This is a genomic window from Borrelia nietonii YOR, from assembly GCF_023035795.1.
In the GTDB taxonomy this organism is placed as follows: Bacteria; Spirochaetota; Spirochaetia; order Borreliales; family Borreliaceae; genus Borrelia; species Borrelia hermsii.
In genome coordinates, this window is record NZ_CP073157.1 from 45536 (window position 1) to 57546 (window position 12011).

The 12011-nt window shown below is 30.9% G+C and carries 19 protein-coding genes and 6 pseudogenes; 18 read left to right on the forward strand and 7 right to left on the reverse strand.

Features of this window, described 5'->3' with window-relative positions:
* Positions 1-94: 94 nt before the first annotated feature.
* Both bhYOR_RS07225 and bhYOR_RS07230 read right to left on the reverse strand, forming a co-directional pair.
* Complete coding sequence (locus tag bhYOR_RS07225; RefSeq protein ID WP_247088589.1) at positions 95-1135, reverse strand: variable large family protein; 1041 nt, start codon at positions 1133-1135, stop codon at positions 95-97.
* Positions 1136-1271: 136 nt separating this feature from the next.
* Positions 1272-1768: pseudogene (locus bhYOR_RS07230) on the reverse strand (variable large family protein); the annotation flags it as partial.
* A gap of 148 nt (positions 1769-1916) precedes the next feature.
* Between bhYOR_RS07230 and bhYOR_RS07235 the strand changes: the two are divergent.
* The 8 genes from bhYOR_RS07235 (at position 1917) to bhYOR_RS08245 (ending at position 5918) form a co-directional block, all read left to right on the forward strand.
* The gene (locus bhYOR_RS07235; protein ID WP_025400454.1) at positions 1917-3020 is read left to right on the forward strand and encodes a plasmid maintenance protein; all 1104 of its coding nucleotides are present in this window, start codon (positions 1917-1919) and stop codon (positions 3018-3020) included.
* Positions 3021-3029: 9 nt separating this feature from the next.
* A complete protein-coding gene (locus tag bhYOR_RS07240) occupies positions 3030-3590 on the forward strand; it encodes a DUF226 domain-containing protein (protein ID WP_025400453.1) in 561 nt (186 codons plus the stop codon).
* A complete protein-coding gene (locus bhYOR_RS07245; RefSeq protein ID WP_025400452.1) occupies positions 3566-4324 on the forward strand; it encodes a ParA family protein in 759 nt (252 codons plus the stop codon). The genes bhYOR_RS07240 and bhYOR_RS07245 overlap by 25 nt, the downstream gene beginning before the upstream one ends.
* Before the next feature lie 74 nt (positions 4325-4398).
* Positions 4399-4932 (forward strand): chromosome replication/partitioning protein, encoded by a 534-nt coding sequence (locus bhYOR_RS07250; protein WP_247088591.1) that lies wholly within the window; start codon positions 4399-4401, stop codon positions 4930-4932.
* 96 nt (positions 4933-5028) lie between these two features.
* Positions 5029-5124 (forward strand): hypothetical protein, encoded by a 96-nt coding sequence (locus bhYOR_RS07255; protein WP_247088593.1) that lies wholly within the window; start codon positions 5029-5031, stop codon positions 5122-5124.
* Positions 5125-5160: 36 nt separating this feature from the next.
* Positions 5161-5340, forward strand: a complete 180-nt coding sequence (locus bhYOR_RS07260; protein ID WP_025400450.1) for a hypothetical protein — start codon at positions 5161-5163, stop codon at positions 5338-5340.
* Positions 5327-5494, forward strand: a complete 168-nt coding sequence (locus bhYOR_RS07265) for a hypothetical protein (RefSeq protein WP_157255302.1) — start codon at positions 5327-5329, stop codon at positions 5492-5494. The genes bhYOR_RS07260 and bhYOR_RS07265 overlap by 14 nt, the downstream gene beginning before the upstream one ends.
* A gap of 292 nt (positions 5495-5786) precedes the next feature.
* Positions 5787-5918, forward strand: coding sequence for a hypothetical protein (locus bhYOR_RS08245; RefSeq protein WP_281506160.1), 132 nt, complete (start codon positions 5787-5789; stop codon positions 5916-5918).
* An 87-nt stretch (positions 5919-6005) separates the two neighbouring features.
* Here the strand turns inward: bhYOR_RS08245 and bhYOR_RS07270 are convergent, their stop codons facing one another.
* Positions 6006-6206, reverse strand: coding sequence for a hypothetical protein (locus bhYOR_RS07270; protein ID WP_025400449.1), 201 nt, complete (start codon positions 6204-6206; stop codon positions 6006-6008).
* Positions 6207-6277: 71 nt separating this feature from the next.
* Between bhYOR_RS07270 and bhYOR_RS07275 the strand changes: the two are divergent.
* Positions 6278-6651 (forward strand): annotated as a pseudogene (locus bhYOR_RS07275) (variable large family protein); the annotation flags it as partial.
* A gap of 30 nt (positions 6652-6681) precedes the next feature.
* Here bhYOR_RS07275 and bhYOR_RS07280 read toward each other — a convergent pair.
* On the reverse strand, positions 6682-6918 hold the full coding sequence (locus bhYOR_RS07280) for a variable large family protein (protein ID WP_025400448.1): 237 nt from the start codon (positions 6916-6918) through the stop codon (positions 6682-6684).
* Here bhYOR_RS07280 and bhYOR_RS08420 point away from each other — a divergent pair.
* The gene (locus bhYOR_RS08420; protein WP_206741062.1) at positions 6827-7030 is read left to right on the forward strand and encodes a hypothetical protein; all 204 of its coding nucleotides are present in this window, start codon (positions 6827-6829) and stop codon (positions 7028-7030) included. The two genes, bhYOR_RS07280 and bhYOR_RS08420, sit on opposite strands and share 92 nt — an antisense overlap.
* Positions 7031-7224: 194 nt before the next feature.
* Positions 7225-7428: a hypothetical protein gene (locus tag bhYOR_RS07285; protein ID WP_155265629.1), complete on the forward strand. Its 204-nt coding sequence runs from the start codon at positions 7225-7227 to the stop codon at positions 7426-7428.
* Here bhYOR_RS07285 and bhYOR_RS08480 read toward each other — a convergent pair.
* From bhYOR_RS08480 to bhYOR_RS07295, 3 genes and pseudogenes are all read right to left on the reverse strand, one after another.
* Positions 7329-7538: pseudogene (locus bhYOR_RS08480) on the reverse strand (variable large family protein); the annotation flags it as partial. The gene bhYOR_RS07285 and the pseudogene bhYOR_RS08480 overlap by 100 nt on opposite strands.
* Before the next feature lie 21 nt (positions 7539-7559).
* A pseudogene (locus bhYOR_RS07290) lies at positions 7560-8176 on the reverse strand (variable large family protein); the annotation flags it as partial.
* A gap of 229 nt (positions 8177-8405) precedes the next feature.
* Entirely contained in the window at positions 8406-9050 is a 645-nt protein-coding gene (locus bhYOR_RS07295; RefSeq protein WP_247088595.1) for a Vsp/OspC family lipoprotein, read from the reverse strand.
* Between the two features lie 571 nt (positions 9051-9621).
* Between bhYOR_RS07295 and bdr (bhYOR_RS07300) the strand changes: the two are divergent.
* The 7 genes and pseudogenes from bdr (bhYOR_RS07300) to bhYOR_RS07325 form a co-directional block, all read left to right on the forward strand.
* Positions 9622-9726: pseudogene (gene bdr / locus bhYOR_RS07300) on the forward strand (Bdr family repetitive protein); the annotation flags it as partial.
* A 44-nt stretch (positions 9727-9770) separates the two neighbouring features.
* A pseudogene (gene bdr / locus bhYOR_RS07305) lies at positions 9771-9968 on the forward strand (Bdr family repetitive protein); the annotation flags it as partial.
* 421 nt (positions 9969-10389) lie between these two features.
* A complete protein-coding gene (locus bhYOR_RS07310) occupies positions 10390-10494 on the forward strand; it encodes a Vsp/OspC family lipoprotein (RefSeq protein WP_247088597.1) in 105 nt (34 codons plus the stop codon).
* 11 nt (positions 10495-10505) lie between these two features.
* Positions 10506-10643 carry a hypothetical protein gene (locus bhYOR_RS07315; RefSeq protein WP_155265631.1) on the forward strand — a complete coding sequence of 46 codons (138 nt, stop codon included), beginning with the start codon at positions 10506-10508 and terminating at the stop codon, positions 10641-10643.
* A 50-nt stretch (positions 10644-10693) separates the two neighbouring features.
* Entirely contained in the window at positions 10694-10819 is a 126-nt protein-coding gene (locus bhYOR_RS08260; RefSeq protein ID WP_276325109.1) for a hypothetical protein, read from the forward strand.
* Positions 10810-10947, forward strand: a complete 138-nt coding sequence (locus bhYOR_RS07320; protein WP_155265630.1) for a hypothetical protein — start codon at positions 10810-10812, stop codon at positions 10945-10947. The genes bhYOR_RS08260 and bhYOR_RS07320 overlap by 10 nt, the downstream gene beginning before the upstream one ends.
* 351 nt (positions 10948-11298) lie before the next feature.
* Positions 11299-11943 (forward strand): Vsp/OspC family lipoprotein, encoded by a 645-nt coding sequence (locus bhYOR_RS07325; protein WP_247088599.1) that lies wholly within the window; start codon positions 11299-11301, stop codon positions 11941-11943.
* Positions 11944-12011 lie beyond the last annotated feature (68 nt).

The following is a 12011-nucleotide window of genomic DNA, read 5'->3' on the forward strand; positions in this document are numbered from 1 at the left end:
CTTTTTGACTTTATTTTTACCAGCTCTTACAGCTTACTTAATTAACTTATCTTACAATAACTTCCTTTATATTTACCCTTAACTAGTTCTTTATTTACTGCCCATCAGTTGTTACTTCTGCAGTATTAGTTGCTTTTACTGATTTATCTTCTTGTTTAACAGCTGCTAGTGCTTCATTTATTGTTTTTAATCCACTATCAACTGTATTCCTTATTGCTATTATTAGAGTACTTAATGTCTTGCCTACTGCACTTGCTGCTGCTCCATTTACTGCATGTGCAGATTTTTCTTCACCAGTTTTAGCAGCGAATTTACCATCCTTTGCCATTGCCCTTAATGCTATACCAGCTGCTATTACTGCATCCTTTTGTGCTGAAACCCCAAGATCCTTATTGTCTTCTTTTTTAGCAACAGCAATCTCTGCCGCATTCTTTGCTGCCTGAATAGTGGGCTCACCAATAGCCTCTGCAGACTTAGCAATAGCTTGAAGAATATCAGCACCACTTACTGCTCCTATTGATGCACTTGCTGCTGCTGCTTGTGCTTCTGCTCCACCATTATCTTTACCACCAAGCAACTTACCAATTGATTTTTGCTGTTCATCTTTGGTCTTAGTAGTGCCTGCATCCCCTTCATTTTCTTTTAACACTACACCAACTATTTCTTTAATTCCTTTAACAAGTGAGTTTACGCTTGCTGCTTCTGCTGCTACAGCATCCTCATTTTGTTTAGCATTACCAATAACAACATCAGTTGTAGCACCTTTAGCTGCTTCTTTTGCTCCTGATGCAATCTTATCTAATGTGTCAGTGATAAACTTGTCAACAACTGTTTTAACTTTTACGTAATTCCCATTCTTTGCAACTTCATCTTGCAACTTCTTTTTAACTGTTGTCATAGTACTCTCAATATCAGTAAAATACTTTCCTATATCACTTTTCTTAGTATCAGCCTTAATACCAAAAGCTCCAGTAACCATATCACCAAAAGTCACAAAAACATCTAAAAATCCTTTCCCTAAATTAGCTATAGATGCTAAATACACATGTTTAGGATCCTCTGCAACCCCACCGCTATTACAGCTTACTAATACCATAAATAAAGTCATTATTATTGCACTTATTCTTTTTCTCATTTTTTTACGTGCCTCCTTTTAACTTATGCATTAGCATTATCATCAGAACTATCGTTAGCTAATAGCTCTGATGCCCTACAAAGAACAAGAGAAGCGTTTCCCTTAAATGACTTTACATTTTAGTATTTATTTATTATTAATTATCAGTTACTAACAGTAGATTTAAGAGGCTCTGTTCAAGACTTATAGAAATATCATTCGCATTAATTTTCATTGCTTCTTTAACTGTTTTAAGACCCCCGTCAATTGCTTTATTTATCGCAATAGTAGGGTATCTAACGTCTTAGTTACTGCACTCCTTTAACTGCAAGCACAACACCATTAGATTCAGTATTAGCATTAGCGAACTACCACCCTGAGCCCCATAGCTCTTAACGCTATGGCTCCTGTTACAACTGCATCTTTGGGAGCAACACCAATGGTAAAATTTCCTTCTTTAAGTACCACATCTACTATTGTCTTAATTCCCTTTATTAGGTTTGTAACATCGCCAGCAGTAGCCTCAACCCCCCAGCAGCGTTAAGCAACATTACCAATTGGGTCACTAGCATCTCCAATAGCCTCACTTGCAGTCTTTGCTCCGTCAATGATCCTATCAAGTGTTTCAGCAACTAGTTTATTTACTACAGTTTCTGCTCTTTAGCTCGTTCTTAACCTGACCTTGACTTTAAAATGCAAATGACTCAAATCCTTCAAACATTTTTTTATTAAAATGGGTTTACTTTTTAGTCACAATTGAGTTATTATAAATGACAATAACTCATAAACAAGGGGATTAAACATGAAGGGTACAAAAAAACCTACCAACAAACACCAACACAAATTAATCGTTTTAATATCTACACTAAACTACATGAACTTAAAGTTTAAAAAATACACTCAAAGCAACATACTTTATTACTTTAATGGAAATTTAAGACGCAATGGTCACAAAGAAACTACTCTTAAAACACTTCAAAGCTATCTTTATAAATTAGACAAAGAACTTAAAGTAACAATTAATTATCATAGACATTTGGGTGTTAACATGGGAACTGAAATTCATTACAAACTTAAATACTCCAAGAAAGAATGTTACAGTATAATCAATAAACTCTTTAGAGAGAAAAAAGAGGAAAGACACAAAAAACGTTTTAATGCATATCTTGAAAAGACCTGTATTAAAAATAGGAATGTAGAAAAATGGGAGTGTTATAATAATAAATATAATAAAAAAGAAGATAGAAATGAAAAACCAATAGAAAGACTACAAGCAAAAAAATATGCTAAAAAATGTAACTTCAAATCAAATACATTTTACTCTATTTTAGATCTACAAATAGAAAAAGATACTATGATTGAAGTATTTAAAGTTCTTAAAAGAACTGAAAACTTTCTTGAAAAGAGTATATACAAGAAACTCAACGGTATCAAATCAAGAAGAAGCAAACTTAGAAGTAAGCAACAAAAATTAAGCAAGATATTGGATAAAACAAAGATTAGCTTAGAAAATGAAGGCTATAATAGTAAACAGTTGGAAGTCCAAATACAAAAGGTATATGAGCTATATAAAGATAAACCACACTTTATCATAGAGAACAATAAGTACAATGACTTAAAAAAAATAATAGGGAAGCTTAAAAAATCAGTTGAACATATTAAAGCAACCACAAAAGAAGATGAGAAAGAAATTGGGAGTAACGTATTTAGCATACTTCTTGATCAGTTAAGTCATAAAGTGGACACATCGGTCTTAGTGCCAATGCTGAAAGGTTATTTGGGTAGACAGGACAAATTAGAATATAACAAGGTATTTGATAACTATTATTACTACGAGTTTTTGGAATTAGTGAAAGACAACAAAGATCATTTCAAGCCAAGAGAATTTGAAAAAATTGTTAATTAAGGATTAATTATGGAAAGTGTGTTAGAACGTCTTAAAGAAAAGGGATTAGAAATTAGAGGAAAAAGGAATAAGCCTATTTTCATAAAGATAGAAAGTAAAAATGACAGAACTTTATATCATACAAAGATAATGAATGATTTGTATATATTTGGGATTAATAAAAATCAAAAGAACAAATTTTTTATTTCATTTAGAGGGTTATTTAATCAAGAGAAAATAGAGTCTTTTCATTTATTTTCTTTAAAAGGAAATGATAAATTTTTAGGTGTTTTTTATGGATATAGGAAACCAATCAAGAATGTTGTAACAAGATATGAGGAGAACGGGGTTATGAAAGCATCTACCTTTTCAAAGGTTTACTACATAGAATTTAGGTTCAAGAAGGGTAGTGTGTTTTGCTATCTTGTAGGAATTGCCTATTTGCTTAAAAAAGAAAAGTCTCATAAAAAGTATTACGATTCTTTAACGAAAACATTTTTAAGCTTAGAAGCACAAGTATATGAATTTTATGGTAAAAAATTGCCAGATGGGGGTCTTATAAATAGATGGATAGAAAAAAACCTAAAATAATAACAATTGCATCGATTAAAGGAGGTGTTGGAAAAAGTACAAGCTCAATCATATTTGCAACACTACTAGCTCAAAAACATAAAGTGCTTTTAATTGATATGGATACGCAGGCTTCTACTACTAGTTATTTCTATGGAATTTTTGAGCAAAATAATTTTAACATAGTTTCCAAAAATATATATAGAGTTCTTAAAGGGACCGTAAGTATTAATAAAGCCATTGTAACAATAGATAAAAATTTAGATTTAATACCTAGTTATCTAAGTCTACACTTATTTAACAAAGAAGCTATTAGTTTCAAGGAATTGAAATTAAATGAAGCTCTAACTTTTTTGAAAGTGAGGTATGATTTCATAGTATTAGATACTAATCCGAGTTTAGATTTTACTTTAGTCAATGCTTTAGTTGTTAGTGATTATGTACTAATTCCAATGACAGCTGAGAAATGGGCTGTTGAAAGTCTACAGATATTAGAATTTTATATAAGAGAACTAAAATTAAAAATCCCAACTTTTATTTTTATTACGAAATTTAAAAAAAATAATTCACATAAGTTTTTATTAGAAAATTTACAGTCAAAGAACAATTTTTTAGGTATTGTATCTGAAAGAGAAGATTTAAACAGAAAAATAGCAGAAAATAATATCTTTGATTTAAAGAAAGATTATATAAAAGAATATCAAGGTGTATTGGAGCTTCTTTTAGAAAGGACTGGATTTAAAAATGAAATTTAATAGGGCCTAATTATATATGCATAAAGGAGTAAGTGCATATTGTTCAGAATCCGAACGGTGTGTGAGTATTATATATGAATATAAAGATAAATAATAGAGTTTTAGCAAATGAAGAAGAACAGGAGAATGTAATAAGTTATTATAATTCTTTGAAAGATAGGTTGAAAGAGAGCTTTAAGAGAGAAATTCATTATAAAGTGGAGGCTATTAAAATTTTAAAAGAAATAAAAGATAATGAATATTATAAATTGGATAATTACAATAGCTTTGAAAGTTTTGTTAAAGAATATAAAGTAGCTAAAACACAGGCATATGCCTACTTGAAGTTAGCCAGTGCATTACAAGATGGTATCCTTCAAGAGGATTATATCATAGAACACGGCATTCATAATTCATTGGTTTTGATAGGAAATGAAAGAAATAAAACAATAAGGAAATCAAGACAAAATCCAATAAAACCTTTGCGTTTTCAACTTAAAAGTCACGATAGTTATAATTTTTATAAGAAAAATGCAAAATTCACAAGTTTCTTAATGGATGAATTATTTAGAGATAAAAAAGATTTACTCGAAGAATTTATGAAAAAATTTAAAAGTTTAAAAGGCTAAGCGTAAGGAATGTTTATGAATAATTTAGCATATAAAACATATAGAACAGAAGATTTAAAATGGAATTCTTAAAATAAGGGGTTTGCTGAAGAAGCAGTGGATTTTATTTTACTTTATAATGACAATTCTAATTTTGAAGTCTTAAGAGAAAAGATGAATTCATTAGAACAACAAGTGATTAATGTGGAATAAAACTTAATCAAAGATAGTGCATTTATTAAAGTAGAATTGAAACGAGATATATCTAATTTAGATATTAGAATAGAAACTATAAAAAATGAACTTAATATCAAGATAGAAAATGTAAGCAATGAACTTAATGCTAAGATTGATCATGTAGATAAAGATTTACTTAAGGAAATACAAAATAACAATGTGATCTTTTCGAGAATAAATGAAAAGAGATAGCGCAATCTTAAGAAGAGAGTTAAAGAGTAATCATGCAATATTATTAGAAAATCTTAAGATGGGGAATAGGGGGTTAAACCTTATTTTATTAATAGGAATACCAATAATTATATCTATTATTATGTCTGTAATAAGTGAATTTTTTATAAACTGAAAGAGTTATAATGAATAAGGATTGATTTTGTTTTAGATTTGGTGTATATTGTATATTAGTAGTACTCTCATTTTAGTACTACCTTGTTTATGATCACATTCATAAGCCTTTAGAGCTTAATTAAGTATTCTTTTAAGAGTTTTTAATTAAGCTCTAAATTTTTTATTTTCAAGTTTAATAATGCAATATTTAGTAAAATTCTTTTTGATTAAAAACATTTTGTTAAAAATTTAACTAGAACTAATTTTTGATACTATTTGTTTTGAGTAATACATTATAGGAGTGTTAAAAAATGCATAATGCAAGTCATATAATAAGAAATGAAATGCAAAATATGAGCAGTATAATAAAAAGTGAAGTAACAAATACAAGTAATATAATAATAAGTAAAACTAGTTTAAATAATATTGCAGAAGTATGGTAGGCATATAAGAATATAAATGGACTTTAAAGAAAAGATTTCTGATTTTAAGCAATTTTATGATGCTAGAGAGCGTTGTTAATAGGGCTTTTATTTTTGAGGGATATGTAATATTGCTTTCATTTGATTCTTTTCCCTAAAATTTTTTGCTATTAATGCTTCATTCCGTAAAAAGTTAGCCATTTCTGTTAAGTTAGCCTTACCAACTTCAATTCCGTGAACTTTTGTGTTAAGTGGTGCGGCTATTTTTGCGATGTTTAGTGAGGTTTCATCATTAACTACGACATCCAAATGTATGTATGATGGAGATAACTAAGTTTTAATACTACTGAGAGTGCAGTAGAGCCTTGTAAAAGGAACAAATGAGAAAAAGAATAAGTGTAATAATGACTTTATTTTTGGTATTAGCAAGCTGTAGTAGCGGTCAGGTAGTAGAGGATCCTAAACTTGTGTATTTGACATCTATAGCTAATTTAGGTAAAGGGTTTTAGATGCTTTTGTATCATTTGGAGGCATGATGTCAGATGCGGTTGGTATTAAGGCTGATACTAAAAAGAGCGATATAGGGAAGTATTTTACTGCAGTTGAAAGCACAATGACATAACTTAAAGATAAGTTGCAGACAGAAGTTACTAAGGATGGTAATTACGTAAAAGTGAAAACAGTTGTAGATAAGTTTATTACAGAAGTCTTAGACAAGATTGCAGCAAGAGCTAAAGAAGCAGCAAGTGGAGCTTGTAGGTAGCGATGCTATGACTTTATATTTTTAGTACTTATCTTCCTGATTTATTAGCAGTTGGTTGGGCAGTCTCAGCTTCAGTAGCATCAGTTCCAGTAGTCTCAGAGTTTTTATTTCCTTAATAGTTTCTCTTACTTTTTCTAGATTGCTCGCTACTGTTTTCCTAATTATTATGTCCAATATTCCCAAGACCTTATTCGCTGCACTAGCTGCTATTCCAGAAACATCAGCAGCATTAGCACTAAACTTGCCAGTCTTAGTCATTGCCTTAGGAGCTACTGCTGCTGCTAGATCTGCATTAGTTTTTGAAGTAATTCCATCACCACCACCAGTAGCTAGTTCTCATGCAGCATTGTCATTGTTAAGATCCCAGTAGTAGTTTTGGCATTTTTTTCTTATTTGTCATTGTCCATGGATCGCTTTTGATACTTTATTAGCTAGCTTTGTAGCATCATTTGCATTGCCGCCATTATTACCAGCTAAAGCTTTAGGGTCATTAGCATTTCTACTTTAGCACCGGCATCCCCAGACTTGATTTCTATGCCAGATTTCTCTGCTGCATCATAACTATTGACTTCTGCAATTATAGTTGCAATACTAGCCTTATCAGCACCAATAGCCTTCGCATTTTTATTAGTACCAATATCAACATTTTCTTTAGTTACACCAGCTAGTTTAGTTAGAGAACCAATTAGTTGTTTAAAAACATCACCCGTTCCTTTAATTGTATCCTTAACAGCTTCAATGCTGCTTTTATCAGCATTCTTTGCTTAAGATATTTTACTTGATAGATCGTTTAACTTATTCTTAGTTGCTTTAAGTCCATTTCCTATACTCTCAAAGTGTTTTTCTACTTTGCTTCTCTTATCATCAGATTTTACTGCTGTAAGTTCAAAAGCATTCCCAATAGTTTTCCTTATTACAATAGTTAGTGTATCTAATGCTTTAATTACTGCACTTACTGCCTTTAGTCATAGCCCTTAATGCTGATACCTCCTGTTATAGTTGCATCTTTAGGTTTACCAGTAGCGTTAAAAGCCGCATTATTGTTCTTGGTAAATTTAACAGCATCACCATTATCCTTGATCATAGCTTGCAGAATATCAGCTCCAGTTACTGTTCCAACAGCCTTTGCTGCGCCATTATTATTACCTTTTGCGCCACCATCCCCATTTCCAGCTTTTTATCGGTACCAGAATCAGCATTTCCTATATCTTTAAGTGCTACATTGACAATCTTTCCAATTCCTTCGCTAAGGAACTTAACCAAAGCTTCTTCAGCAGCAGTACCAGCTGTTGCTTGATCGGCAACATTACCAAGTAAGTCATCACCTGCAATACCAATAGCCTCATTTGCGGTCTTTGCTCCTTCTATTATTTTATCAAGTGTTCCAGCAACTAGTTTGTTAACAGCGGTCTCTGTTCCAGCTGCATTAGAATTGCCTTCACTCTTTATGTCTGATACCCTTTTGAAGGGATTCCTTAGTAGATGTTACAGTGTCCTGAATCTTTTTAAAGTAACTTAACTTACAATAAAAACATGCTCTTAATATCATACTTACAATTATTTATATTCAATCTTTACTCATATAAACAATTTGATATACAAATAAACATTCCCTAAATAACATTAGAAGCTAAAAGCATTACGCTCCTAGCTTCCTATTCCTTTTTGACTTTATTTTTACCAGCTCTTACAGCTTACTTAATTAACTTATCTTACAATAACTACTTAACTTATTTATTTCCTAGTTAGTTATTTTGAGAAGGTTTTTCTCCCTTAACAGGAGTTGTAAGCTCTGCAATTGCAGCTTCTACTTCACCATTAGCAGCCTTTAACAACCCATCTATTGCTGTGTTGAGTGCTTCAAGCTCAGAAGCCCCTTTAGTTTTATCACTATTATCTTTCTTTATAGCTTTTTTTGTGTCATCATCAGAAGCATCATTTTTACCAAGATCAGCATGATTATCCTTTAATTTACCTAAAAATGTTTGACTTTTAGTCTTAACATCCGTAATTTTTGTTTTTAAATCACTAGAAACCCCATCTGTTGTTCCCAATGCTTCCAATTTGGTTTTTACAGCTGATATTATACTATGTACCCCTGCAAGTAATGACCCATTCTTACTAGCTTCAGTATCCAACCCTCCATCACTTTTAATTTTCTTTCCAATAGCTTTAGCAAGCTCATCTATTGACTTAACTAAGGTCTCTACTTCTTTAACACTTGTTGCAAAATCACTAGCATCTTTTATCTTTTTACTTATTTTTGCCAAATCAAGTACTGTTCCGTCAGGCTTAGCTGCTTCGTCACTTTTAAGCTCTGGCCCTCCATTATTACATGATATTAATACCATAAATAAAGTCATTATTATTGCACTTATTCTTTTTCTCATTTTTTTACGTGCCTCCTTTTAACTTATGCATTAGTTTAAACATCAGAATTAAAGATTTGCAAAATATTTATGCCTTAATTCTTAATGAAATGAAAAACTTATAGATAATGCCGTACTATTTTACAGTAAAATAATTTACTCTAAGAAAAAGCACATAGCATTGGCCAATGAAGCTATACCTCAAAACATAGAAAAAATTAAAGGACATACATTCATTTGATATTGTTAGGCTTAATAAAAACAATTTAAACTGCTATAAAAACCCTAGATCTTGGCGCAAAAAATATTATTACCCCCATAATAGAAGAATTCTTCTCTAACTATACAAGCTCTAAACATAATCATGCACTTCATAAACTCAAAGCTCACATTAATCTACGACTCAAAGAAATGGATATTTCTTACAAATCTCCCTATAAATAGCAACTAGCAATCCTGTTTCATATCTTCAAAAAGTAAGCACAACCCAGAAGCATTTTACTAAAGCAAATCCCCTTAATATTTAAAATACTGTAAACCCTTATAAGACGATTCTTTAGGGACACGTGCAACCCCAGTAATTACACAGCCAATGGTTTTAGCTGAACTTATTAAAGATGGAATAAATAGAGACATTGTTGTTGACCTTTCTTTCAGATATTATCGTAACAAACTTATTTATAAAGATATTGAGTATTGAAAGAATAATTTTAACTTAAAACTCGAAATTATAGAACATATAAAACAGAAAATTTAAGGATGGGGTTCTTAAATACGGGATTTATTAAAGCAGCAATAGATTTCATTTTACTTCATAATGACAATTATAATTTTGAAGTTTTAAGAGAAAAGATGAATTCATTAGAACAACAAATCATGAATGTAGAGAAGATTTTACAAAAATACGTATCTAATTTAGAGAGCAATTTACTTAAATAAATACAAAATAACAATTTGATCTTAAGAGAATAAATGAAAAATGGCCATGCAATATTATTAGAAAAGCTTAAGGTGGGGAATAGGATGTTGAACCTTATATCCCTTATAGGGATACCAATAATTATATCTATAATCATGTCTATAATAAGCAAATTTTTTATAAACCGAAAAAATTTTTGTGAACAAGGATTAATTTTATTTTAAATTCAATGTATATTACTTGTCAGTAGTGTTAGTCATTTTAGGATTACCTTTAGATGATCGGTTTTTAATAGCCTTTAAGGCTTGGTTAATTATTTTTTAAGGGTTTTTAATTAAGCTTTAAAATTTTATGTTCTTATGTTATTCCTTGTGATAATGCGGGCCCAGATCTTCAAAGTGGCGAAGTCTGAGAGAACAATTCTTGATTTAGCAAAAATAAGTGCAAAAAATAAGAGATGCTAGTGCTTTTGCGACAGGTGTTAAAGAAATAGCAACCCTAGTTAAGTCAGTAGACGATCTTGCTAAGGGTATTGAGAAAAAATAGGTTCAGCTGAGTTGAAAGCCGATGCTGGTGCTAATGCTCACTATATTCTGTTGTTAACAGGGACATATAGTGTGGCTGAAACTATAGAAATAAACTCAGCAAAGTTGAAAATTAAAGAATCTATTAATCTATTAATTTTAAAGATTTAAATGATAAAGTTCAGGGCGTTGTGCGTGAGTCTAAAGCATATACAGGCTAGTTGAAAAATTCTAAGGATGATTTGGGACTTGCTAACAGCGTTGCTACTCATACTAATTTAAAGAAAGCTATCGATAAAAGTTATGTTTCTGGTGATAAAGAAGCAAAAGAAATTGTTTGCCACTAAACACAGCAATAAATGAGTTGTTAAAGGCTGATAATAAGGTAGTAAAAGCTGCAATTAAAGAGCTTACAGCTCCTGCTAAGCCAAAAATTCCTGCTAAGTTCTTAATAGGTATAAATAAATTTAAATGATTATTATAAAATCAAAAATTGAGTAAAAGATAAGATCAGGGAGAAATAAAGTCAAAAAGGAATAGGAAGCTAGGAGTGTAATGCTTTTAGCTTCTGATGTTATTTAGGGAGTGTTTGATTGTATATCAAATTGTTTATATGAGTAAAGATTGAATATAAATAATTGCAAGTATGATATTAAGAGTATATTTTTATTGTAATCAAATAATTAAATACTTTAAAAGTAAGTTGAATTTGCTTAAGTAAAACAAAAATAGAAAAAACCGGTTAATAATAAGTCTTATTTTATGTCAATGTCAGAAAGTTATTGTGGCTTTTTATCTTTTTGTTTATACGTGGGCATGAAAAAAAATGAGAAAAAGAATAAGTGCAATAATAATGACTTTATTTATGGTATTAGTAAGCTGTAATAATGGAGGTCCAGAGCTTAAAAGTGACGAAGTAGCTAAGTCAGATGGAACAGTACTTGATTTAGCGAAAATAAGTAAAAAGATAAAAGATGCTAGTGATTTTGCAACAAGTGTTAAAGAAGTTCATACTTTAGTTAAGTCAATAGATGAGCTTGCTAAAGCTATTGGAAAGAAAGTTGAGAATGCGGGTACTCTTGGTGATGATGGTGGTCAAAATGGTTCTTTAATTTCAGGAGCATATAGTATAGTATCAGCTGTAAGCACTAAATTGGAAAAATTAGAGAAACAAGATGGAGTTTCTACTGAATTGAAGGGGAAGGTTACTGTTGCTAAAACTGCAAGTAAAAAGTTTACAGATACAGTGAAAGGAGCAAGTGGTGATCTTGGTAAAAAAGATGCTTCGGATGAGAATGCAAAAAAAGCCTTACTTAAAAGTGATGCTAGTGGAGAGAAAGGTGCAAAAGATCTTATTGCTTTAAATACAGCAATAGATGAGTTATTAAAGGCTGCTAATGGTGCCGTAGAAGCTGCAATTGCAGAGCTTACAACTCCTGTTAAGGGAGAAAAACCTTCTCAAAATAACTAACTAGGAAATAAATAACTTAAGTAGTTATTATAAGATAAGTTAATTAAGTAAGCTGTAAGAGCTAGGAA

Coding starts and splice junctions, on each gene's coding strand:
- bhYOR_RS08420 (WP_206741062.1), top strand. CDS start 6,827: ATGTCCAATATTCCCAAGACCTTATTCGCTGCACTAGCTGCTATTCCA.
- bhYOR_RS07250 (WP_247088591.1), top strand. CDS start 4,399: ATGAATATAAAGATAAATAATAGAGTTTTAGCAAATGAAGAAGAACAG.
- bhYOR_RS07280 (WP_025400448.1), bottom strand. CDS start 6,918: ATGACTAAGACTGGCAAGTTTAGTGCTAATGCTGCTGATGTTTCTGGA.
- bhYOR_RS07225 (WP_247088589.1), bottom strand. CDS start 1,135: ATGAGAAAAAGAATAAGTGCAATAATAATGACTTTATTTATGGTATTA.
- bhYOR_RS07235 (WP_025400454.1), top strand. CDS start 1,917: ATGAAGGGTACAAAAAAACCTACCAACAAACACCAACACAAATTAATC.
- bhYOR_RS07265 (WP_157255302.1), top strand. CDS start 5,327: ATGAAAAGAGATAGCGCAATCTTAAGAAGAGAGTTAAAGAGTAATCAT.
- bhYOR_RS07240 (WP_025400453.1), top strand. CDS start 3,030: ATGGAAAGTGTGTTAGAACGTCTTAAAGAAAAGGGATTAGAAATTAGA.
- bhYOR_RS08245 (WP_281506160.1), top strand. CDS start 5,787: ATGCATAATGCAAGTCATATAATAAGAAATGAAATGCAAAATATGAGC.
- bhYOR_RS07245 (WP_025400452.1), top strand. CDS start 3,566: ATGGATAGAAAAAAACCTAAAATAATAACAATTGCATCGATTAAAGGA.
- bhYOR_RS07325 (WP_247088599.1), top strand. CDS start 11,299: ATGAGAAAAAGAATAAGTGCAATAATAATGACTTTATTTATGGTATTA.
- bhYOR_RS07295 (WP_247088595.1), bottom strand. CDS start 9,050: ATGAGAAAAAGAATAAGTGCAATAATAATGACTTTATTTATGGTATTA.